We start from the raw sequence: 24,448 nt of genomic DNA on the forward strand, positions 1-24,448 counted from the left end.
TAAAACATAAAAACACTCACGTGGATCATTGTTTGGTGACGTTTTGCAAAAATCTACTCTATAAGAATTTCTACCTCAGAATGAGGTTATGCAAGAGGTCTATTATCTTTTTACTATAGTGATAGATGAGTAGATTCAGGATATATGAAGGCATTCAAGGGAAATGATTCCATAAGAATAGATCTATATTACTCATGGCAGGATTTAAATTGACAAAGTGGACTCTTAAATTTAAAATCTTCTCCGTCATTCCTTGGTAGAAGGGAGGATTTTAAGTGCAATTATCAATCAGTTTTATCTTGAGGTGCTGTGTCTAAGCGTCATAATAGAAAGTTCGGAATTAGCCGTAGGCTAGGGGCAAGTCTCTGGGGTTCTGTAAAAGACCCTGTAAACAACAATAAAAATTATCCGCCAGGTGTTCACGGTTCCATGGGATATAGAAAGCTCAGCGATTACGGAGAGCAGCTTAAAGCGAAGCAAAAGCTCAGGAAGTATTATGGAGATATTACTGAGAGCCAGTTCCGCGGCATATATGCAGAAGCGGTTAGAAGAAAGGGAGATACTGGGCAGAATTTAGTAGCTCTCCTTGAGTCTAGGCTTGATGCATTTATTTATAGAATGGGAGTTGTTCCTACTATATTTGCTGCGCGTCAGTTTGTGAACCATAAGCATGTCATGGTAAACGGAAAAGTGGTGAACATAGCTAGCTACAGACTTAAAGTAGGAGATGTTGTTGAAGTTAGAGAATGCTCAAAAAATCTTCTAATAATTCAATCTGCTTTGCAAAGCGTTGGATCTATTCCTGATTATATAGAGTTTGATCAAAGTAAATTATCTGGAAGATATGTAAGGACACCTGTGCTTGAGGAAATTCCATATGCATTGCAGATGGAGCCACATCTTGTCATTGAATTTTACTCAAGATAATAGCTGATTTCACTTGCACGCCAAGAGTATGTAAATACTGCATATATATTGATGTATTATGTATACATGTGCATCACATTCTGCCTAGCTTTTTTGAAGTCTCACTTCGTATATACTGAATAAATGCTAAATCGTCATCTATCATGGGTAGATATTTAAGTAGCATGGACCTTACTAAGTCGCCTGCGTCATAACTTTCGAAGCGGAGGATTTATATTAGCTGCAAGCGATTATGGCGCCCCGAAAATCCAGCAGAAAAAGTGGTAAAATTGCCAAAAATCTTAAGGATTTTATGGTATATTTGCGAAGAAATTAATGAAGTAATACTTGGAAATCAGACCAAAAAGGGTTGCGCAAGAGGCTTTGTCGGCAGTACCTAAGTAGTATTTGCTAGGTACAGGACAAATGATATCTCAGGAAGTGAGCGCAGAGCTGCTGTCAAGCTCATTTTTGTACATTTAACTTTTCACAACAATTTATTTGCTTGCGCAAATCAATTTTTGACGGATGGGCTACATAATGAGCAATCTTTAATGCGCCAATTTTGAAATATAGCGAGTATATATAATGAATTCCATACTAAACACAGTCACTTTTCTCTGCATTGGAAGCTTTTTAGTCAGTGATAACTTATAATGTAGCATCCAATATCCAATCAAAACAACAAATATGACATCTAACCAAGTAGTAACTAGATTTGCTCCATCTCCTACGGGTTTCCTTCATGTCGGTGGGGCGCGTACTGCACTTTTTAACTGGCTTTTTAGCAAGTCTGTTGGTGGTAGATTTTTGCTTCGTATTGAAGATACTGATAAAGAAAGATCTACAAAGCAGGCTATTGATGCGATTTTGAGTGGAATGGAATGGCTTGGTCTATTTTGGGATGGAGAGTATGTGATGCAGTCTACCCGCGTAGAGCGTCACAGAGAAGTGGCTGAGATGATGCTTAGCATGGGGAAAGCTTACCGTTGCTATATGAGTCCACAAGAAATAGAAGATGCAAAAATACGTAATCCATCCATTAGGTTTCGTAGTGTATGGCGAGATAAAGATAGTAATGTTTCTAGTGGTAAATATACCATAAGACTAAAAGCACCGCTAAATGGCTCAACTGAAATGGAAGATGCCGTGCACGGAAGAGTTTCTGTGCCTAACGACAGCTTAGATGATATGGTTCTACTTAGGTCAGATGGGACTCCAACATACATGCTTGCTGTAGTTGTTGATGACTATGATTCTGGCGTAAATCATATTATTCGTGGGGATGATCATTTTACAAACACGTTTCGTCAGCTCCAGATATATGATACACTAGGCTGGCAAAGACCATCTTATGCACATATACCGCTAATACACGGTAGCGATGGTACTAAACTCTCAAAGCGGCATGGAGCTCTTGGAATAGATGTATACAGAGAAATGGGTTATCTACCAGAAGCTATGTGCAATTATTTGTTAAGGCTTGGTTGGGGCAAAGGAGATATAGAATTAATTACCAAAGAAGATGTGTCAGAAATCTTTCAGCTCTCTGACATTACTCACTCTCCAGCTAGATTTGATTTAGAAAAATTAAATTACGTTAATGCACATTATATCAAGCATAAAGACGATTTTGAGCTTCTAGGTTTACTCAAAGAAAGGTTGGAAAAAATCGGTTTGTTACTTGAAAACAGTTCTGTAAGTGATAAGATTTTATCCGGAATGCAACTAATCAAGACAAGAGCAAATACCTTGAAGCAATTAACAGACCTTGCATGTCTATATATTGAGAAAAAAAGTCCTACTGATCCAAGATCGCAAGAGTTGATCGATGCATATAGTGGATCTGAGCTTATACAGAAGCTTATTGCTGAATACACAGAGTGTAAACAGTGGGATGCTGGGAATTTGAAGTCAATTGGTGTGAATGTTGCGGTGATTTTATCCATAAAACCAGCACTAGTTATGCAAGTTTTGAGAGCATTTATTATTGCCACTTTTGAGTCACCAGGAATTTATGAATTTATGGAAGTTCTCGGAAAAGAGGAGGTATTGCGTAGAATTAATGAGTTAAAGTGATGCCTCAGATTATAGATAACACAATTGCATTAATATCAAAATTGCCTGGGCTTGGTCCGAGGTCTGCTAGAAGATTATTCATTTACCTACTACAAAACCCAGAAAAGATGATGCGTCTTTCAGAACTCTTTGCTAGTTCCTCTCAAGACATTAAAAGATGCGTAGAATGTAATAATTTTGATGATGTTTCGCCTTGTGGAATTTGCAGTGATATGGAGAGAGATGCTGAAGTGCTATGTGTTGTAGAGAGTATATCGGAACTTTGGGCGATAGAACGCAGCAAGCTGTATAACGGTCATTATCATGTACTTGGCGGTAATTTATCAATAATTGATAATCGTACTCCAGAAACTCTCAACATGTTTGCAATTAAAAATAAAGTTGTGGAGAAAGAGATCAAAGAAGTCATACTCGCCACAAACTCAACACTAGAGGGGCAAACAACCGCTCATTACATAGCAGAAATGCTAACTGGGCTCAATATAAAAATCACAAAACTGGCTCATGGAATTCCAATAGGTGCAGAATTAGAATATATGGATGATGGTACACTAAATGTTGCATTTCAACTTAGGCAGAATTTTTAATTTCACAAAGTCGCCTGCGTCATAACTCTAAAGGACATAGGATTTATCTTGATTGCAAGCAATTATGGTACGCATAAATCCAGCAGAAAAAGTGGTAAAATTGCCAAAAATCTTATGGATTTTGTTAAGTAATAATTTTTGCGTAGAAGTTAAATGCACAAAAATTAGCTTTTAGATCTGCCCTGCGCTAATTTTTGGATATATTAATTGGCTCTATGCTGTAAAATGCTACTTTCACAAAATCAGTAAGTTTTTTGCGCTTATTCTAACATTTTCTTACGGACTTAAAACACCATTTTATACAGCTTCTGAGACTTTTAGTGTGCGTATAAATTATCTGGTAAAGCATCGTGGTATAGAGCGGTAAACAAGAGGTGTCTTAGAATATAAATGTTTTACAGCCTCTTCTATTACTTTACTGTTCACTGTAATATTCAGAGTTGCTAATACTTTAGGTGTTGCTGCCCATATATATGCACTAAGCCCTTCTATTATACTTTGCACCTGATCAATGTTTGCAGATGCGCCGACAACTTCGTGTGGCTCTTACATTTAGTAAATTAAATTAGTTATTAAATGGAGATAAGCAATGAACTTAAATCAAAAAATCATCAAACCGAAACTAGGTTTACTTGAATTGGCAAAAAGCCTTGGTAGTATATAATCTGCATGTAAGGCAATGTGTTATAGTAGAGATAGCTATTACAGATTTAAAGAACTATATGAAACAGGATGAGAAGAAGCGCTATACGAGATAAGTCGCAAGAAGCCAATAATCGCTAATAGAGTAGATCCTGCAGTAGAAAAAGCAGTAGTTGATATGGCGATAGAGTACAGCATATGGACAACTTAGAGTATCAAATGAGCTGAAGAAGAGTGGTATACTTGTTTCTCCTGGAGGAGTAAGATCGATTTGGTTACGTAATGATTTGAATAATATCAATAAAAGATTGAAAGCCTTAGAAGCTAAGATGGCCCAAGATGGTATTATATTGACCGAAGCACAGCTGCAAGTACTAGAGAAACGCCGTAATGAAAAAGAAGCACATGGAGAAATTGAGACACAACATCCAGGTTATTTAGGTTGCCAAGACACATATTATGTAGGCAATTTCAAAGGGATAGGAAAGGTTTATGCTCAGGTATTTATTGATAGCTACAGTAGATTTGCTGATGCTAAACTGTATACTGACAAAACTGCGATTACTGCTGCTGATATGCTAAATGATCGAGTGTTACCATGGTATGAGAGTCAAGGGATACCGATGCTTCGTATTCTTACAGATCGTGGAGGAGAATATAAGGGAAATATAGAACATCATGCTTTTGAGTTATTTCTCAGTATAGAAGGTATAGAGCATACAACAACTAAAGCATATTCACCTCAAACTAATGGTATGTGTGAACGTTTTAATAAAACTATGAAACAAGAATTCTTTGATACAGCTATGCGTAAAAAGATTTATACATCATTGGATGACTTGCAATTAGATCTTGATATTTGGTTAGAATATTTCAACAATGAAAGACCTCATTCTGGTAAATATTGTTATGGAAAAACACCTATGCAAACTTTTTTGGATAGTAAAAAGTTAGCTGTGGAAAAGAATAATGAAATCTTGTATCTCAGTTACATATCTGACAGTCGAAACTTAACTGACAAGCAGATATAAAATTTATAACTGTCTGTAAGATCAAATCTTGACTTCTACAAGTGTAGAAGTTTTTTATTGCTACCCCTACGTATTTTAGATTTAGTTGTTTTTTTCCAAATGCCCTTCGGCTTTTTTGTATTAGAGTCAGAAGATTTTATCTCCGGCGTTAAGCAGCTGAGATCATAGGTTGGTTGCAGGTTACCGTCAAGATCTACTATATAGTCCATGATTTTATCTCTATTATATGGTTCGTTGTTCTTTCCCAAGGAACATTCAGATTCGATGTATTCCATATATTGAGCTAAGGAGCTTTTTGCAGAGTTGAAGTATCGTTTTATATCCATTAATATTTCCACTGCTTCTTTAGGACCAAACAGTGCTATTAGCACTACACCTATAATTGCAATTTCAGAAAACGATACATCAAACATTTCCTATTCTCCCAATTTATATGGCACGTTAACAGTACAATAGCAAAATTGCTTAATTGCCTCCATTGCTATCAGAGGCAAGATCATTCAAATGTTTCTTTATTACAACTAATGTTGAAATCAAAGATTCATCGGTGATATTGCCAATATCAGACAGCAGTTCCTCATAACGTCTTAGCTTTGCACAATTAAATATGCCACAGCAGGTTAAGTTCGCATCTGCACTGGCTTCAGTGCCATTTTTGCTAGCATTTATATATTTTGCTATCAATGCTACTTTAATATCAGAAATCTCATCTACCAATTCTCTGAGTGCGACTGTATCAAGATAATGTTTTGGTGATGCATGCCCAACTCTTTCCACAATACTAAATATACTGAGTTTTGAACTCACTATAAAATAGGCGAGTGCGGCTTTCTCAATGCTAGATTTTGCATATTCTGAAATATGTAATATATCAAAAATATTACTAGCGGCGTTTAGTTCTTCTATATTGTCGACAACTTCCTGATAGAGGGGGTTTGTTTTATCAACAACATTAAGCTTGCATTGTAATGATATTTCACCTTTTGCAGTAAGTTCTTTAACTTTTATAGCTGTTTCTCTGTATGATTCTACTAGCTTTCCAACATCATCTATTACGTTGTGATGTTTCAACACCCATGTTATTCCGCTTGCTATTAATTTTTGTATAGATATGAATAAGCTTGCTTGACTCTCAAATGGAATCTTGTTACTCATTTCCTCTATCTTTTGCAAAACGCCTTGAACATCCATGCTATCACGCACTACCACGAAAGCCTTTATTATATTTTCAGCAGCATGCCCTCCATCGCTCAATAGCTGATGGAAAAAACAACACCCAAGCATGTTAACAAAGTCATTTACAAGAACTGTATGTATGAGCTCGTTTCTGAGTTTATGTTCTAAAAATACATCTTTATAGCGTTCTTGTATTAATTTAGGGAAATATTGAATCAAACTCTGCATTAGATGACTGTCTGATGAGAAATTAACACCTGCTATCTGTTTAAGAGCTGATGTTTTCGCATATGCCATGAGTACAGCAATCTCTGGTCTTGAAAGCTTTCCGTGTTTATTTTGTAGGGACACAAGATCTTCATTACTTGGTAATTTTTCCAGACTTCTATCTAGTTCATTTTGTGATTCCAAGTAGCGCATGAGCCAAGCCTGCATTTCCATAGCTTTGCTTCCAGAAAATTCTTCAAGGGAAATTAACTGTGTTTGTTTATAGTTATCTCTCAGTACTAAACTTGCAACATCATCTGTCATTTCAATGAGTAGTTCATTTCTTTCATCTAAAGATAATGTTCCATTCTGCAATAATTTGGAGAAACCAATTTTGATATTCACCTCGTGATCTGAACAATCAACGCCTGCAGAGTTATCTATAAAATCAGTGTTAATCTTTCCACCTTTTCTTGCATATTCTATTCTGCCGAGTTGAGTGCATCCTAAGTTGCCACCTTCTGCAAACACGCGACACCTAAGTTCTGCTCCATTCACTCTTAAGGTATCATTGCTCTTATCTCCTATCATCTCATGTGTTTCTGAAGTAGCTTTAACATATGTACCTATCCCGCCATTCCATATCAAGTCTACAGGTGCTTTTAAAGCAGCATTAATAAGCTCATCAGGAGATAATGCTTCATCTGTAATATCCAATACTGCTCGTACTTCATCAGATATTGCTATGCTCTTCTCACTTCTTGAAAATATACCACCACCACTTGAAATAAGTGACTTATCATAATCAGACCACTGAGATCTTGACATCCCAAACAATCGGCTGCGTTCTTTAAAGCTTATTTCTGGATCTGGATTTGGATCTAAAAATATATGTGCGTGATTAAAAGCTATCACCAGCTTGATTTTATCAGAGAGAAGCATTCCATTGCCAAATACATCTCCTGACATATCACCAATACCAAGAACAGAGAATGTTTGTTGTTTTATATATATGCCAAGTTCTGTAAAGTGGCGTTCAACTGATATCCAGGCACCTCTTGCTGTAATTGCCATTTTCTTATGATCATAACCTGCTGAACCGCCTGATGCAAATGCGTCACCAAGCCAAAAATTGTATTTAGCAGCGATAGTGTTTGCATAATCAGAAAATGTAGCAGTTCCTTTGTCTGCTGCGACTACTAAATACGGATCAGCTCCTTCATAGCTCACCACACCAGAAGGTGGGACAACCTCGTCATCTACTATATTATCTGTAACATCCAAGACTCCACATAAGAACTTCTTATAGCATCTAATTCCTTCCTCAAAAAAAATATCACGTCCGACTGCAGGTGTTACAGATTTAACAACAAACCCTCCTTTAGAACCTACAGGTACTATGACAGAATTTTTTGTCATTTGTGCTTTCATTAAGCCTAGAATTTCTGTTCTAAAATCTTCCATTCTATCTGACCAGCGAATTCCACCTCTTGCTACTTTCCCACCTCTTAAGTGAATCCCTTCAAAAGCTGGAGAATAAACCCACACTTCGCGGAATGGCTTTGGAAGCGGAATCTCATCCATTTCTTCCGATGCTATTTTAAATGAAATGTAACTACTATGCTCATTTTCTTCATTTAGCTGAAAATAATTTGTTCGCTTCGTTGCAAGTATCACGTTTAAATATAGACGCAGTATTTTATCATCTGTGATGCTTGGTACAGAAACAAGTAATTCTAAAATTGAATCTTGAATTGCTTTTAGTTCTTCATCTGAGAAATCTTTTACTGCAGGGTCGAACTTGTAATTAAATAGTTGTACTATCTTTCCAGTAATCGTTGCATTGTTTGCCAGTGTTGTCGCAATAGCACCTGTACTATATATCAATCTTATCTGCTTAAAATATTTTGCATATGCTCGCAGCATTGAAACTTGTCGCCAATTTATTTTTGCATATGTAATTAGAGAATTAAATTCGTCATTCTCAAGTTCTCCTCTCCAAATTCTTTCAAATGCGTCTTCTATCTCTGACTTAATATTTTTATATATCTCTTTAAAATTTTTGTTCTTAGGTTCGAGTCTGAAGTAATCCACATATATTTCTTGCTCTTCTAGTAGAACTTTAGCTTGTGTTTTGAAGCTAAGCATATCTACAGCAAGGAAGCCCATGTTCTCCACTATAGGAAGTGTGGATGATAGAGGCAGAAGCTCACTTGGTGAAAAGATCTTTAGCTGAGCCAGCTCTTTTCCACTTTTTGCTGAGACGTAAAAGCTGAATTTAACGTCTTGACTAGCAATGGAAAGCTCCATCATCTTAATATCATGCACAGCCTGCTGCGCTACAAAACTTGCCTGATATTTTGGGTCAAAAGCATCTTTATATCTTTGATATTGGATTGTTGCTTCATTTCTAGAGTATTTAGCACATAATGCTTTAAATAATTCATCTTGCCATGCACTTATAGAGCATGTAACAAGTTCTTCTATTTTCTGTAGATTGTATTGAAGGCCTGCTTCTGAATTAAGCTTTACTAGGAACTGCAATCTTGTTAGTTGTCCTTCGCTGAGCTGAATATTGCGCCTTGCTATATGGCCATGAAATTGTTGCTCTATAATTCGTTCTATAGCGCTGATGCTATTAGCGCTTGAGAGTTTTTTTGGTATGAATAAGATGAAACTAACAAACTTTTTAGAACCATCTGATCTTGCAAATGCTTTTACTCTCGGCGCGAGGCTAAGCGAAACTATACCAATCACCATTTCATAGAGTGTGTCTTCATGAATCTGGAATAAGTCGCTTCTTGGGAATGCTTCCAGTGCCGTAACTAGTTCCTTCGAGTTATAATTTGCTTCATCATGTCCGTACTTTGCTAGTATGTTATTGACCTTCATCCTAATAAATGGGATAGAGCGAACACTTTGGTAATATGTTGCCGAAGTGAAAAATCCAAAAAATACAGTTTTTTCAGTATTAACGCCATTTGCATCAAATTTTTTAATGCATATACAATTCATATAATCAGTTCTGTGTACGACAGATCTGCTTTCAGACTTTGCAACCAGAACCACTTGATCTTCATGTTCTTCAAATGCTATAGGAACGTTCTTGTACATTGCATCTTTGCATATACCAAGCTCACTGCCCTTTACTATAGAAAATTCCGCATCTTTCTCAGTGCATTGTGAAATGAAAGCACCTAAAAATATGAAGTTTTTGTCTAATGTCCATTTCAAAAATTCAATATATTCGTTCTTTTCTATATTAGCTTTAAAAGCAGTCTCTTGTACGTATTTTATATTACTACTAACCTTTTGCTTCATATGTTCCCAGTCGCTCACAGCTAGCTCAACACACTTGATTATTGCGTTTATTCTGGTCAGCAGGTCAGCATAGTATTCATATCCAAGCCAATTTGGTATATAGAAATGTATGATTAGTTCATTATGCGTCCCTTTATCGAGTATTTCTGTCAGATTCCCATCAGCGTCGCGACTTACACATATAACAGGATAAAGTGTAAGCTTCACCTCTGTCTCTTGAAGCTTTAATTCATTGCTGATAGACTCGATTAAAAATGGTATTTCGCAACCTACAACTTGCAGCACGCACCATTCGCTTGTTTCGTCTAAGCGTGTAATCTCTACTTTTCTTGTATGTTCTTTTCTTGTTTTGAATAATTCGAAGGATTTTTTTGCAACATCGTATAATAACCCAGCCCCCAGACTCTTTAAATCTTCTTGCGGCGTATCAGAATACAGACGGCGTATAAATGACTTGAGCAGTTTGTCGGATGCCTCTGCTAGACTCTCAATAGAGTGAATAAAATCGTCTGTCATACTAAATACGACTCCAATATTTGTTTAAGATTCAATAAAAACTTGCTATTCCCACGCGACTTATAGCATTTTAGTAATTGCAGCGCAAGATTGCCTACATAGAACATTAATGTCTAAGTGTGAGTCAATATTTTTAAATTCGTAAAACAAAATATAATAGTAGAATACTTACAAGCAACCTTAGCATACTTATAAATAACGCAACTTATCCAGCACAATATGACAAATATAGATAGAGCCACCTGCAAATATTCCAGCAACAATATCATCTAACATGACGCCAAAAGCACCTTTGTAGTTTTTATCTATATTTTTTATAAAAAACGGCTTTGCTATATCAAAGAATCTAAAAGCACAAACTCCTATAATAAAAGATAGAGTCATAGTACGCATACTCATAGCTTCAAATTCGAAATAGAGAAACCTACTAATATTATCAAGGAATTCGTATGAGATTGCAAACGTTAAAAGCTGTCCGACTATTTCATCTATTACAATCATTTGGTGATCGAAAGAATTAGTTTCTTTCTGAAAGACACTTACTGAATAAAGTCCTAAGAGCCAGAGTATAGCTGTTACTATAAAGAATGAGAGTGAAATCTCACTATATGATGTTGAGCTTATAATCATGAAGTAATATATTGGGTACGTACATATCGAGGCGATTGTACCTGGCATAATCGGAAATTTTCCTATATAGAACCAAGTTGCTACTACTGTAGAAAAGTTGAAACGTGTTTCTATCGTCATGCGCTTTGCATTCACAAGAAACATTGATGTGCTGCGAGCAGAAAACTTTTTTCTTCTAAACATTTTTGCTAAGCTCCAAGATTAATCATAAGTTAGGCTAGATAAACTAAATAATGTATTGATCTTTTAACTAGAAAATGGACTAGCAAAAAATAGTTTAAATTGCCCAGAAGAAATCGTCATAAAATACGAGTGTTACTAATGACTACATGACAAAACCCCCAGTAAAGATGGCATGTGCATCATATGGATTCTATCACATGCTAGTGGAATTTAAAAAAAACTTTGTTTGATTTCGTTATACAAATAATCATCAGATTAACATTTAGTCCTATTAATTGGGCTTTTGCACGATACTTTAACGTGTGAAAAACTTTTGAATTTAATGCTATATTTACGAAGTGATATCTAAACGTAGCAAGTCTAATATATGTTGTATATCCTGAGGTAGAGCACTCTCAAACATTAAATTGGTGTTAGTTATAGGATGTTGCAATGAGATTTTGTAGGAATGTAATGCTTGTCTGGACATAGAGGTGATAGCTTCTATTGTTTCTTTGCTTAGCGTACTTAGGTTAAAATTCTTAGATGATATGTAAATCTTATCTCCAATGATAGGGTGGTTTTTGAAGCTCATGTGTATTCTGATTTGATGAGTTCTTCCTGTATCAAGTCTGCACTCCAGCATACTGACTTTATCTCTGAAATTTTCCATTACTGTATAGTGTGTAACAGCTCTTCTGCCTCCGCTATTTGTTATAGTCATTTTAGTCCTATCTCTTGTACTTCTTTTTATATTTGCTGAGATCATACCACTTTGCAGTGATGGGACTCCAAACACTAGTGCAATATATAATCTCTCAACTTGCTTGCTGGCAAACGCATCTAAAAGTATTTTATGCGCAGCATTATTTTTTGCAACTACCATAAGGCCTGAGGTGTTGGCATCTAATCTATGTACTATTCCAGGCCTTAGAGGTCCTGATATATCAGATAGATTTTTACCGCAGTGCAGTTTAAGCAAATCTACAAGAGTAACTTTATTTGAATTATTAGATGTAGGGTGCACAGCAATGCCATGTGTTTTATCTAATATGATGATGTCGTCATCTTCAAAAGCAACTAAGAGTGGAGCGTGGCTGCTTGGTAGTTGTTTTTTCTTTTGATCTTGAATTTTAGTAAACTCTACTAAAGCTGGATGTTTGACTTGATATGAGCAGTCTGTTACTATTTTTCCAGACACTCTTACGTTACCATTTTGTATGAGTTTTTGGATAGTTGCTCGCGAATAAGCTGTAAAATTTGAAGCTATAGCTCTATCTAACCTGATCGGTAGAGAGTCTCCTGATATACATATTTTATTTGGTAATTCTTCTTGTAGCACTGGGCGTATGTCTAGAAATTCAATATTTTATAAAGCAAAACAAGAGCCTATGTTATCAAAGTTATTTTGGCAGCTTACATATTTTGTAATGTTATCCTGTGTTATGATTTTAGCTTACGCCACTTATCATAACAATAAGAATTTATTTCATGGCCTGTTCAATACGATGGCTGGCACTGATGTATTGTTCCAAAGTGATATCTCTTCAGAAAAGTGTAAGTATAATGAAATAAATTTAGACATTGCTATGGATGTTGCGAATGTTATATACTCCGGCAATAGAGCTCTGGTCCTTACCAAAACACATCGTGGTACACAAGAGATCTTGTTAATAGATCTTTGTAGTGGCGATGTTATAAACAAGACAAAATTAATACTAAAACAAGAGCAGGATGCTGGGCAACACGTGTACAATGAATATACAGGATGATTGCTAAATAATGAAATGTCCCTTTTGTGGCTTTCTTGATACGTTTGTTCGTGATTCTAGACCTATAAATGACTCAAGCGCTATAAGAAGAAAGCGTTTTTGTTCGAATTGCGGTGGAAGATTTCTAACGTTTGAACGTATGGAAGCGCATGAGATGCTAGTGTTAAAGAAAAACGGAGTAAAAAAATCGTTTGACCGCGCTAAACTGTTAAAATCTCTAACAATCGCAACAAGAAAAAGGCCAATAGAACCAGAATATCTGGAAAATATAGCGACTAATATAGTAAAAAATCTAGAGAAGCTTGGAGAACTTGAAGTAAGTAGTACTAAGATCGGAGAACTTGCTATGGATGAACTTGCTATGCTAGATAAAGTAGCGCATGTGAGATATGCGTCTGTTTATAAAGATTTTCATGATGTTGAAGACTTCGTAAAATTTGTAAACGCCATCGGTAGCGATAAACAGACTTAAAAAGCTTTTGGCTAGTAGAGTGTATAGTCTGCCCATCAAAAATTTATTTGCATAGCAAATAAATTTTTGGCGGATGGACTATATGGCTAATCACCTAAATTTAAACAGACAAAAATCAAATGCTACAAAATCCATAAGGTTTTTGACTTTGTAAATATTCTACTTTTTTGCTATCAAGCTGTGAGTTATACCAAGCTCTTTCAACTGCTTTGAAGAAGCAAATGACGGAGCATTCATCAAAAGATCTTCTGCATTCTGATTTAGAGGAAATGCTATCACTTCTCGTATATTTGGCTCATCTGCCAGCAACATGACAATTCTATCTATACCAGGCGCAATCCCTCCATGAGGAGGAGCTCCATACTTAAAAGCTCTGATCATTCCACCAAACCTCTCATCTACGATCTCTCTGCTATATCCTGCAATTTGAAAAGCTAGATACATCAAATCTGGATGATGGTTTCTTATGGCTCCACTAGATAGCTCCACCCCATTACATACGATGTCATACTGATAAGCTGTGATAGAAAGTTTTTTTTCATTAGTATCTGCATTAATCAGAGCTTGCATTCCACCTTGTGGCATTGAGAAAGGATTATGTGAAAAATCTATTCTCTTCTCATCTTCATTCCATTCAAAAAATGGAAAATCCACTATCCAACAAAATCTAAACGCATCTTTTTCTAAGATATCCAATTCATCAGCTAACTTAGAGCGGACCTTTCCTGCAAGTTTTGGCGCACTCACTATGTTATCACACACAAAAAATACCGAATCTCCGTTTTTTAGACCAGCTTTTTCCTTTAGCAGTTTCAGTTGCTCTTTTGACAAAAATTTAGCTATAGGACCTTTTGCAGTATCATCATTTTCAAATACTATATAAGCGAGTCCAGCTGCACCAAGCTCAGTTTGAGCGAATGCAATTATTTTATCAAAAAAACTTCTGGACGCAGCAGAAGTATTGGGTGCAGGTATAGCCCTAACATAATTACCCTTAGATATCCACTCTCTAAATATGGTAAAACTTGACTCTGCAAATACTTCAGTTACATCGCATATAACAATTGGATTCCTTAAGTCAGGCTTATCAGTGCCATATTTCAAAATAGCGTCACTATGCTTAATTCTAGGGAAAATAGAATCTACTTTTTTATTTGAGAATTCTTTGAACAGACCAGCTATTACAGGTTCTATAGTAGAAAACACATCCTCTTGAGTAACGAATGACATCTCTATATCAAGTTGATAAAATTCACCTGGCGCTCTATCAGCTCTTGCATCCTCATCCCTAAAACATGGAGCGATTTGAAAATACCTATCAAACCCAGAGATCATAAGCAACTGCTTGAATTGCTGAGGTGCTTGAGGCAATGCATAAAATTTTCCTGGATGTAACCTACTTGGAACCAAAAAATCTCTAGCGCCCTCAGGGGAACTTGCAGTCAAAATAGGAGTTTGAAACTCAAAAAATCCTGCTTCCTGCATCCTTTTGCGTATACTTTGTATTACGCTATTTCTTAATATTATATTTGAGTGCAATTTTTCTCGTCTCAAATCAAGAAATCTATATTTTAATCTAGTTTCCTCTGGGAACTGCTGATCTGAATTAACTTGCATTGGCAAGACATCAGCAACGGATTCTACAATCAATTCTCGAATTGCAACTTCAATTTCTCCAGTTGGAATGGATTTATTCACAGTATCATCAGAGCGCTTTAAAACCTCACCTACTAAAGTGATCACTGTTTCATAACTTAGCTCAGATATTGTATTATACGCACTGTCGCTTAATCCCAAATCTTTAGAGGCCACTATTTGTGTGATTCCATAATGATCACGAACATCAAGAAATAATAAACCACCGTGATCTCTTTTTCTATGAACCCAGCCTGAGAGTTTAACTGTTTGACCAATATGAGAAATTCTTAACTCACCACAATTGTGTGTACGATATTTATGCATTTTAAAATCTATAACTCAGTTTTTACCTTAAGTAAAATAAACATTTACAAGAAAGCTTCTCAGAGATCAACTCTACTGCTAGACTAAATAAACATACTCGTCACACTTTTCAAAATTGATACCTTTTCAAGAGCGCTCATTATGTATCGAACACATGACTCCAACACTCTTCCTAGCTCTTTTTGAAGTCTAACTTCGTGTGTATGCAAATTAAATACCAACTCTGTATTTACCTTCTGTATACAACAAAACTCCAAAGCATCTTCAAATTAATGAAAAAGCTCTTCCTGAAAAGCGCATAACGTGGAGCATAACGTGGATTATATGCGATCTATGATAGCTGCGTAAAGCAAAAAGTCAGAATAAATTTCTAGATACAAAGTTTTCAGTCTGCATCAAGACCGAAAACAAAAACACCAAGTTCATCAGCTCTTCTAATTGTCTCTTTTTTATCAAGAATTAACGAAACTCCAGCTTCCACAGCAACACCATGAAAATGATACTGATGAAGACGTGTAATTGTATCAGGTCCTATACACGGCAGATCAATTCTCTTATCCTGCTGAGGTTTCGTAACCTTCAGCAAGATACATGATTCACCTTTTTGCTGAACCTTCCCACAACGTTCAATTAGCTGATCAGTTCCCTCCACTGCCTCAACACCAAGCACTAAGCCATTTTGCATAACAAGCGCTTGTCCTATATCAAAAGCTGCAATTCCTTTTAAAATCTTAGCCCCTTTCCGAATATCTTGCATCGCGCTAGGAGTTGGCTTAACAGATCCCATGCTCCCGCTTTTCGCTACAATTTGAGTCGCTATCTTCTCTGGTGGAATTATTACAAACCCTTCTCTCTCCAGAAATTCCAAAACTGCACCAAGTATAGCGTTGTCATTTAGTCCAGCTTTCATAATCATCGCTAGAAGCTTTGCTGCCTTAAAATCTAAAAGCAGCTTTGAAAGACTTGTCCTCTTAACTACTCCAGCACATACTACATATTTAATCCCAATAGCATTCATCTTATTAATTATTTTTTTAACAGAATGAACTGGAAAAAATTCAATCTCCACTCCTTGAAATAAATCCCTAGACGTCTGATTTTCAAGACCAATTACATGTACTTCTATTCCTTGTTCTATACATGCATCATAAACATGCCTAGGCAATAAGCCACTGCCCGCTATAATACCAAGCTTATCTATGTCTACAGGTTGCTCTTTGTAAGGGAGTTTTATCTGTGTCATCTGAATTATTCGTCCGCTGTATCTTTATGTTGTGTTGTTAAACAAATTGTTCTTGTACTATTTGTAGTAATAAATTCGAATATCTCTTTTACATTAATGCAATCCTGATATTTTGCTGCAGCCGTCGCAGCTCTTTCTTCAAGCGTTCCTCCAGTTTCTTGCACAAAAATCATCTCAAATGCATCTAAAGCAGCTCGAATCTGTTTTCTAGAGAAATTTCTTCTCTTCATACCAGTAATGTTAATTCCTAGTAGTTTTGCTCTATCTCCAGCAACACTAGCATAAGGAATTACATCCTTAACAACCGCGCTCAAACCACCGATTATAGAGTGTCTACCGATTCTAACAAATTGGTGAACTGCTGCAAGCCCTCCCAAAATTGCAAAGTCTCCAACTACAACATGTCCACCAAGAGTAGCATTATTAGCTAAAATCACATTATCTCCAACAACACAATCATGTGCAACATGCGCTCCAACCATAAATAAACAGTTATTCCCAATTACAGTCTTCATACCTCCTGAACTTGTGCCAGGGTGCATAGTGACATATTCCCTGATTATATTATTTTTCCCTATTATAAGTTGTGAATCTTCCCCATTGAACTTTAGATCTTGAGGTGGATAACCTATAGAAGCAAATGGAAATACTTGAGTTTCAGAACCAATGTAAGTATGCCCATCTACACAAACATGCGAATTAAGGGTAACATTGCTTGATAGCTCTACATTTGGCCCTACTATACAGTATGGCCCCACTTGAACTCCATCGCTGATCTTTGCCGATCCGCTTATTATAGCTGTTGGATGTATATTATTCATAATACTACAACTTATTTTCTCTATCCACTAGCATCGCAGAGAAAACTGCCTCTGCTACTACAACTTCATCTACACGAGCCTCTCCACGCATCTTACACACATTCTGTCTACCCTGAATTTTGCTGACATGTAGATATAGCGCATCTCCAGGAATTACTGGCTTGCGGAACTTAGCATTTTCTATAGACATAAAATATATAACCTTATCTGAAGAATGTAGACCCTGATCCAGTGTAATGAAAGCAGCAGCAGCCTGCGCCATTGCTTCTATTATCAGAACACCAGGCATCACAGGATGACTAGGAAAATGTCCAACAAAAAAATTCTCATTTATAGTTACATTCTTAAGTGCAATAGCACCCTCGCCTGCCTTCACTTCAAGAAGACGATCTATCAATAAAAACGGATACCGATGTGGTATTAACTCCATTATTTTTGTAACTTGAAGCGTTGAAAAATTTTTATCCATAAGATTTAAAACTCTTTATACTACTTAGAAGTTAGCTTTTTTAATGTAATAGTCTGTCTATGCCATTGCATCATAGGAACAGCAGGGTACCCACCAAATTTTTGATTTTTAGGAATATCAGTCATTACTCCAGACTGAGCGGCAACAGAAACATTATCTGCAATATTGAGATGTCCTGCAATTCCTACTTGCCCTCCCAGCATGACAAAGTTCCCTATTGTTGTGCTACCAGCTATACCAACCTGTCCGGCAAAAAAACAACTGGAACCTACTAAAACATTGTGCGCTATCTGTACCATATTACTAAGCTTAGTATTATCTCCAATCACAGTATCTTCTATTGCTCCTCTATCTATGCAACTATTTGCACCAATTTCAACATTTTTCCCTATTATAACTCTGCCCAACTGTTTCACTTTTATTATTTCAACACCATCATTTGCAAAACCAAATCCCTCATGCCCAATTCTCACACCACTATGCAATATACATCTTTCACCTATTTCTGCGAATAATATAGTCACATTAGGATTTATAACTACATTACTACCTATAACAACAGCTTCTCCTATATAACTATTGCCTCTGATTATACAATTATCTCCTATAATAGTCCTAGAACCTATAAAAACTCCAGGTTCTATCAAACAATTTTTACCAATCTTAGCAGTGCCATCAATATATGCATCCGAAGAGATAGACCTTTTCTCTTCTTTATCTAAATAAATAAAATCCAAAGCTTTTGCCCAAGCTACATAAGGATTTTTTGTAACAAGACATGTTAGACCTTTTGGCGCAAACTCCATGTCACTCTCTTTTATTATGCAAGCTCCAGCACTCGTATTTTTAAAATCCTCTAAATACTTAGGATTATTAAAAAATGATATGTCTGATTTTACAGCATTCTTTAGTGTTGCAACACCTTCTACAATGGAATTTGAACTTCCAACTATTTTACAATCAGATACAGAAGCTATCTCTTTAACACTAGTCCTTCTAGAATGCCAAAATGAATCATACACTCCCATTATTTATACCTTAGTCAGTTCCTATTACAATTCTCAAACTAGAAATCATCTTACTATTGTATCATATCTAAACTTGCATCTTTAGAGCACTAAATTGCATATTTTTACTAGCATACTCCTTAAGAAATCACAACATCACGTAATTTAGCAATATTATTACCGAGGCCAGTATCAAACAAATCTTTTTGAATAGCAAGCCGAATTATATTCATTAACTCTTGATAATAAAAAATATTATGCCATGTCATCAACATAGAGCCTAAAATTTCTTTGGATTTTACAAGATGATTGAGATATGCTCTACTGAAGTTTAAGCATGTATAGCACTTACAACGTGAGTCAAGCGGTTCTTGATCATCTGAATATTTTGCATTTTTTATATTTATCACTCCATCCCAAACGAAAGCCTGTCCATTACGTCCTGAACGTGTAGGGATAACACAATCAAACATATCTACTCCTCTTTCAACAGCACCTATGATATCAGAAGGCTTTCCTACCCCCATCAGATATCTAGGCTTTTTTTGTGGCAACACTTCAGAGACCGCTGCAATTGAATCAAACATCACATCTTGCGGCTCACCAACCGCTAAACCCCCTATTGCAAGACCATCAAAATCTAGGTCTATCAAAGCCTTTGCAGATTCAATGCGTAGGTCATTATAAGTTCCACCCTGAATTATACCAAATATTCCGTATCCCTCTCTCTTTTTATAAGCATTTTTAGATCTCTTAGCCCACCTCAATGATAATTCCATTGATTTCTTAACTTCACTGTAGCTTGTAGAGTATGCCACACATTCGTCAAATATCATAGTAATATTACTTCCAAGAAGATGCTGAATTTCTATAGAACGCTCAGGTGATACAACATACCTCCTGCCATCGATATGAGAGCTAAATATTACACCTTCTTCCGTGACTTTTCGCAAAGCACCAAGAGACATTACCTGGAAACCACCTGAATCTGTTAGAATTGGTTTGTTCCATTGCATAAACTTGTGCAATCCACCGAGCGAAGCTATTCGTTCTGCCCCAGGTCTTAGCATTAGATGATATGTATTTGATAGTATAATATCAGCTCCAAGATCTGAAACTGAGTGAGGTGTCATAGCCTTAACGGTGGCTGCTGTTCCAACTGGCATAAATGCAGGTGTCTTAATATCACCATGCGCCGTGCTTAGAGTCCCTAATCTTGCAGCAGTTTTTGAAGAGTTAGTTTTTATATTGAATTTTAATGACACTTCTAATCTCGAGTAACTTGTTAATCTTACATCTGGCATATAACGTGCTTAATTCGCAACTAGTTCAAATAGCATTCATGGACTTCTAAAAACACGCGGCGACCGTATGCTGTCATTTGTGAGAGTTGGTATTACGCCAATCTTGCACATTGACCCAATTTACATTTTGAACTCATTAGACTTCTTCTTCAAACACGTTTTTCCAGCAGCAAATTACTTTATCGCATCCTTAAGCCTCTTTTTCAGGATGTCATGCGCTTCTCTGTACACTCCGCGCCTCCTTGTGCTTTCGTATGCTCCTTGCACTTGCTTTACCGGAATAAACTTCCTAAGAAGTCTATTTTTTGCAAAGCCAATTATAACAATTAACAAACATTTTATGCAAGATGTTACTATAGCAGGCTTGCACATCTTACATATATATCGATATATAACATATGTAAGAACCTTATATACAGTCTGTCCGTCAAAAATCTATTTGCTGCACAAATAAATTTTTGCGGAAAGTGAAATGTACTAAAATTAATTTTCGGATATATAATTTGTCCGCATAACATACCACTACATAGAACTATACAATGATACCTTTACAAGAAAATACTCAGCTCAATATCCGTAAACATTAGACAAAAAGATTACTTCACCATAACTGTTGCCTTATAGCTTTCTAGAATGGAATTTCATCCTCCAAGTCTGGATTATATGATGCATTACTAACAGGTTGCGTAAAATCACCTTTTTCCTTATCGTTTTTTTGCCAAGACCCTTGTTGCGCCCCCTTATTCGAATCTAAAAGCACTATAGTACCGCTGTATGGTTGCAGCACTATTTCAGTTACATGACGCTCTACCCCAGACTGATCAGCCCATTTTCTCGTTTGTATAGAACCTTCGATATATAACTTAGACCCCTGATGCACATAATTCTTGACAAGCAGAACAAGTGGCTGTGCAAATACAACTATCCTATGCCACTCTGTCTTGTCTCTTTTTTCACCAGATGCCTTATCACGCCAGACCTCAGAAGTGGCTAATGAAAAAACAGCTACTTCCTTCCCTTCTTGTAACGCCTTTATTTCGGGTTCTCTTCCAACATTCCCTATTAAAGTTGCGCGATTCAGACCGCTAGCCATATTTATATCCTCTTACTTTCTTATAAATAATGAAAACACAAAAGCATTAGATGCCTTCGACTTGTTAGTTGCATATGCATGCACATACACAAGATACATTTGCTAAAATTTGTGCAATAAAAAGAATTACAAGTAACGATTCTGATATAATCAAACACTAAAGTAAGTCAAATTCATCATTTTACTAGAATCCTTTCAAAAATCTCCAATGTAATAAAAGACTAGTTTAGAATATTAAAACTCTACTCTTTGACTAAAACAATTAGCACTAAATAGCTTCACGTACATTTATTACTGCATAATATAGCATTATTAGCAAAGGCATTGTGCAGGTCTTTTTGACATAATGTTCCATACTTCGTTAATTTCTTTGCAAATATGTAAAAGTATAAGGTGCGGCAATTAACTTGTATTCTAAAAAATCATGCCACCAAAATCCATGCGCATGTACTTTGTTATCAGTACCATATAACACTTATCTTCAAGCAGAAAATTAGTCTTATAAAGTGTCACTGTCTGCTAAAAGAATATTTTTGTTATTAAGCGTTCTATATCTAATTCTCATAATTAGATATAGAGACAATAAAAAAGCATTAATATAAAATTTACCATATAGCAACCTATAATAAATTCTTATACAACAATCAATGCAAAATAATTAACGTATTATTTAGGGAAATCTACAATATTCCACTAGTACAACATTTATTCGCTATTCAATAGCAATTACAACTCAACTTTAATATAAAATTATTTCTGACATTTGATCATGATTTAAAAAGAGCAATCACAATAATTTTATACTCTTTAAGTCGAGATTTTAAGTTGAGAATTATTGCACTGCCGGTAAAGTAACTTTCGCAGACTCCTTTGGCCTGATTTTTAAAGTATCACTTCGTTAACTTCTTCACAAATATATATAATATTTGGCTTAGAAATTAACCAGCACTCTAAAAATCATACTAAAAACCCTTACACAAGCATTTTATCTGCACGCAACAACAAAGGAAGTGATAAATATTATATATTTAAAACAAAATCTACAGTATAATGAATGGCTTGGAAGTTTTGCACTAAGAATCTAATTTTAGCTTTAAAATTTAAACCACATATCAATCCTATAATACTCTCAATTTCCATTACTAACCCGAATTATTGATTAGCAATAGATGGCTTTTTAGCCTTTAAAATATGAATAAAAGCATTGACTTAGAACATATGCCTTAAATGTTTGAGAGTTTTCACGATTAGATAGAAGTATGATATGATCACTTTTTTAAAAACTAAAGAGTGGTTTTATTGTTTGTTGTAAGGGATGTTGCTCTGATATCTTTGTAAAGAATGGCATTGTGAGGGGGTGTACAGCGTTATAAGTGCAGATCATGTTCTAAATTTTGTTGAGGGCGATCTGGGCAAGAAGCCTCAAACAGCTGTTAAGAAAGCATTATGCGTTATGCTATATAGTCTTGGTAATGGCTCTTTTTCTATGTTATGCAAGATATTATGGCATTCGCCGTCCATAATTTATCGCTGGGTAGTAGAGGCGATGGGCAAGACTCAGGAGCCAGTTGTCTCTTCGGATATTATGGAGATGGAATTCGACGAGATGTGGCATTTTATTGGTTCAAAAAAAACAAGCTTTGGATCATTAAGGCAGTTGATCGTAGTACAAGGAGAACCGTTGCCTGGGTTACAGGCAATCGTGATACTGCAACATTCCAAAAGCTCTACAACAAAGTGAGTCATCTGAAAGAATGTCATTTTTATACGGATGATTGGGATGCTTTTTCTAAAATTTTACCCAAAGAGCGTCATACAATTGGAAAGTCTGGCACAGTATGTATCGAGAGAGATAATAGCAACACACGACATCATTTAGGCCGAATGACACGGCGCACTAAAATCGTTTCTAACAAAGAGTCAATGGTATACGGATCCATCAAGCTTTGGTGCGCTACTATACACAAATATTCAAACAATATCAAGAACAGCTCTTATCTATCTTTATGTGAAAACTCTCGTATTTTGTACTAAGTATAGGTATAGAGTTTTAACTGGGCAAGTTGCGATTAGAACTAGGGAAGTAATCCGAGAAATATGTGCTGCTAATTACATAAATATAATTAGTGGCAGTATGAGTCCTGATCACGTACATATATTAGCATTGGTTCCGCCTAGTATATCAATATCTAAAGCTGTGCAATATATTAAAGGTATAAGTAGTCGTAAGTTGCTACAGGAATTTGCACTGCTCCGTAAGCGGTATTGGGGACAACATCTTTGGGCCAGAGGGTATTTTGTTGTGACAGTTTGCAATGTGAATTCAGAAGAAGTGCAAAAACTATATAGAACAGCATGAGGAACATCACAAAAAAGATGATTTTAGAATATCAGAGTTTTAGCGTTTACGCTTTTAATCTGCTTTGCAAGCGTTACACAAACTACCGCGCTTTAGCCGGTAGTAATTGATAACATTTTCTTACGGATTTAAAATACTATTTTGACACTCGGGGGGCCATTTTATGCCTCTTCTGAGGCTTTTTGCGCGCGTACTATTTTTTGGTGGATAGAGTAGAAAGTATCAAGTGATTTGCTAAAAAGCCATAACTTACTTCATCTTAGTTATCTGTTTTGCATCAATTTCAATTGAATTCCAATCTCTATCTACTTTCCCTCTCACTTCTACCTTATCGTCTGGAGTAATTACCTGACCAAGCCATAATTTATGATCAATATCCATGTTAATAGAACCAGTACTATCACTGAATATGTAATTATCTCCACCTATATGTTTGATAATATTACCTTGTAATATTACCATAGTATCATCACTCATTGTTTTAGCTTGCTCAACAGTAATCACTTGCGCAATAGCAGTGGGTCCTGCAAAACCGCCCACTACTACGTAATCTTGCTTAGCAAAGGCATATGTGCTATAAAGCATCATTAACATAAATAAAATAATTCTTCTCATAAGTACCTGCTTTATTATTTTCTTTTTTATTATTAAAAATAACCATTATGTTGATATTTGGATCTTGTTTCAGA

The 24,448-nt window shown here is 35.9% G+C and carries 21 protein-coding genes and 1 pseudogene; 9 read left to right on the forward strand and 13 right to left on the reverse strand.

The features are described from left to right. Positions 1-309: 309 nt before the first annotated feature. The 4 genes and pseudogenes from rpsD (at position 310) to AACK98_RS06775 (ending at position 5,245) form a co-directional block, all read left to right on the forward strand. On the forward strand, positions 310-927 hold the full coding sequence (rpsD, locus tag AACK98_RS06760; RefSeq protein WP_339040951.1) for a 30S ribosomal protein S4: 618 nt from the start codon (positions 310-312) through the stop codon (positions 925-927). Positions 928-1,596: 669 nt separating this feature from the next. After that, positions 1,597-2,985, forward strand: a complete 1,389-nt coding sequence (gene gltX, locus AACK98_RS06765) for a glutamate--tRNA ligase (protein ID WP_339040185.1) — start codon at positions 1,597-1,599, stop codon at positions 2,983-2,985. Continuing rightward, entirely contained in the window at positions 2,985-3,572 is a 588-nt protein-coding gene (gene recR / locus AACK98_RS06770; RefSeq protein WP_339040187.1) for a recombination mediator RecR, read from the forward strand. The genes gltX and recR overlap by 1 nt, the downstream gene beginning before the upstream one ends. Before the next feature lie 679 nt (positions 3,573-4,251). Then, a pseudogene (locus AACK98_RS06775) lies at positions 4,252-5,245 on the forward strand (IS481 family transposase). 35 nt (positions 5,246-5,280) lie between these two features. Here AACK98_RS06775 and AACK98_RS06780 read toward each other — a convergent pair. The 4 genes from AACK98_RS06780 to AACK98_RS06795 all read right to left on the reverse strand — a co-directional run bounded on the left by AACK98_RS06780 (position 5,281) and on the right by AACK98_RS06795 (position 12,599). Next, on the reverse strand, positions 5,281-5,658 hold the full coding sequence (locus AACK98_RS06780) for a twin-arginine translocase TatA/TatE family subunit (protein ID WP_339040953.1): 378 nt from the start codon (positions 5,656-5,658) through the stop codon (positions 5,281-5,283). 52 nt (positions 5,659-5,710) lie between these two features. Further along, the gene (locus AACK98_RS06785; protein ID WP_339040955.1) at positions 5,711-10,465 is read right to left on the reverse strand and encodes an NAD-glutamate dehydrogenase; all 4,755 of its coding nucleotides are present in this window, start codon (positions 10,463-10,465) and stop codon (positions 5,711-5,713) included. Positions 10,466-10,654: 189 nt separating this feature from the next. Next, positions 10,655-11,278 carry a phosphatidylglycerophosphatase A gene (locus AACK98_RS06790; protein ID WP_339040957.1) on the reverse strand — a complete coding sequence of 208 codons (624 nt, stop codon included), beginning with the start codon at positions 11,276-11,278 and terminating at the stop codon, positions 10,655-10,657. A 331-nt stretch (positions 11,279-11,609) separates the two neighbouring features. Continuing rightward, the gene (locus AACK98_RS06795; protein WP_339040960.1) at positions 11,610-12,599 is read right to left on the reverse strand and encodes an RluA family pseudouridine synthase; all 990 of its coding nucleotides are present in this window, start codon (positions 12,597-12,599) and stop codon (positions 11,610-11,612) included. Between the two features lie 7 nt (positions 12,600-12,606). On the opposite strand from AACK98_RS06795, the gene AACK98_RS06800 reads away from it, so the two are divergent. Continuing rightward, complete coding sequence (locus AACK98_RS06800; RefSeq protein ID WP_339040961.1) at positions 12,607-13,029, forward strand: hypothetical protein; 423 nt, start codon at positions 12,607-12,609, stop codon at positions 13,027-13,029. Positions 13,030-13,039: 10 nt separating this feature from the next. Beyond that, positions 13,040-13,501 (forward strand): transcriptional regulator NrdR, encoded by a 462-nt coding sequence (gene nrdR / locus AACK98_RS06805; protein WP_339040963.1) that lies wholly within the window; start codon positions 13,040-13,042, stop codon positions 13,499-13,501. Positions 13,502-13,660: 159 nt separating this feature from the next. Here the strand turns inward: nrdR and aspS are convergent, their stop codons facing one another. From aspS to ssb, 8 genes are all read right to left on the reverse strand, one after another. Beyond that, positions 13,661-15,463 carry an aspartate--tRNA ligase gene (gene aspS / locus AACK98_RS06810; protein ID WP_339040965.1) on the reverse strand — a complete coding sequence of 601 codons (1,803 nt, stop codon included), beginning with the start codon at positions 15,461-15,463 and terminating at the stop codon, positions 13,661-13,663. Between the two features lie 385 nt (positions 15,464-15,848). Beyond that, the gene (locus AACK98_RS06815; protein WP_339040967.1) at positions 15,849-16,706 is read right to left on the reverse strand and encodes an LpxI family protein; all 858 of its coding nucleotides are present in this window, start codon (positions 16,704-16,706) and stop codon (positions 15,849-15,851) included. A gap of 5 nt (positions 16,707-16,711) precedes the next feature. Then, positions 16,712-17,527 carry an acyl-ACP--UDP-N-acetylglucosamine O-acyltransferase gene (lpxA, locus tag AACK98_RS06820; RefSeq protein ID WP_339040969.1) on the reverse strand — a complete coding sequence of 272 codons (816 nt, stop codon included), beginning with the start codon at positions 17,525-17,527 and terminating at the stop codon, positions 16,712-16,714. Positions 17,528-17,531: 4 nt separating this feature from the next. Continuing rightward, on the reverse strand, positions 17,532-17,996 hold the full coding sequence (gene fabZ / locus AACK98_RS06825) for a 3-hydroxyacyl-ACP dehydratase FabZ (RefSeq protein WP_339040971.1): 465 nt from the start codon (positions 17,994-17,996) through the stop codon (positions 17,532-17,534). Positions 17,997-18,016: 20 nt separating this feature from the next. Further along, the gene (lpxD, locus tag AACK98_RS06830) at positions 18,017-19,018 is read right to left on the reverse strand and encodes a UDP-3-O-(3-hydroxymyristoyl)glucosamine N-acyltransferase (RefSeq protein WP_339040973.1); all 1,002 of its coding nucleotides are present in this window, start codon (positions 19,016-19,018) and stop codon (positions 18,017-18,019) included. Between the two features lie 125 nt (positions 19,019-19,143). After that, entirely contained in the window at positions 19,144-20,307 is a 1,164-nt protein-coding gene (gene tgt / locus AACK98_RS06835; RefSeq protein ID WP_339040975.1) for a tRNA guanosine(34) transglycosylase Tgt, read from the reverse strand. Between the two features lie 174 nt (positions 20,308-20,481). After that, entirely contained in the window at positions 20,482-20,640 is a 159-nt protein-coding gene (locus AACK98_RS06840) for a hypothetical protein (RefSeq protein ID WP_339040977.1), read from the reverse strand. 295 nt (positions 20,641-20,935) lie between these two features. After that, positions 20,936-21,400 carry a single-stranded DNA-binding protein gene (gene ssb, locus AACK98_RS06845; RefSeq protein ID WP_339040979.1) on the reverse strand — a complete coding sequence of 155 codons (465 nt, stop codon included), beginning with the start codon at positions 21,398-21,400 and terminating at the stop codon, positions 20,936-20,938. A 1,357-nt stretch (positions 21,401-22,757) separates the two neighbouring features. Here ssb and AACK98_RS06850 point away from each other — a divergent pair. Genes AACK98_RS06850 through tnpA form a run of 3 tightly spaced genes read left to right on the forward strand, consistent with a single transcriptional unit; the run spans position 22,758 to position 23,759 of the window. Beyond that, positions 22,758-23,141: a hypothetical protein gene (locus AACK98_RS06850; RefSeq protein WP_339040981.1), complete on the forward strand. Its 384-nt coding sequence runs from the start codon at positions 22,758-22,760 to the stop codon at positions 23,139-23,141. Beyond that, on the forward strand, positions 23,048-23,434 hold the full coding sequence (locus AACK98_RS06855; protein WP_339042653.1) for an IS1 family transposase: 387 nt from the start codon (positions 23,048-23,050) through the stop codon (positions 23,432-23,434). The genes AACK98_RS06850 and AACK98_RS06855 overlap by 94 nt, the downstream gene beginning before the upstream one ends. Then, positions 23,409-23,759, forward strand: a complete 351-nt coding sequence (gene tnpA, locus AACK98_RS06860) for an IS200/IS605 family transposase (protein WP_410519981.1) — start codon at positions 23,409-23,411, stop codon at positions 23,757-23,759. The genes AACK98_RS06855 and tnpA overlap by 26 nt, the downstream gene beginning before the upstream one ends. Before the next feature lie 249 nt (positions 23,760-24,008). On the opposite strand, the gene AACK98_RS06865 is transcribed toward tnpA, so the two are convergent. Further along, on the reverse strand, positions 24,009-24,374 hold the full coding sequence (locus AACK98_RS06865) for a NirD/YgiW/YdeI family stress tolerance protein (protein ID WP_339040983.1): 366 nt from the start codon (positions 24,372-24,374) through the stop codon (positions 24,009-24,011). Between the last annotated feature and the right edge of the window lie 74 nt (positions 24,375-24,448).

Source organism: Candidatus Lariskella endosymbiont of Hedychridium roseum (genome assembly GCF_964020185.1).
In the GTDB taxonomy this organism is placed as follows: Bacteria; Pseudomonadota; Alphaproteobacteria; order Rickettsiales; family Midichloriaceae; genus Lariskella.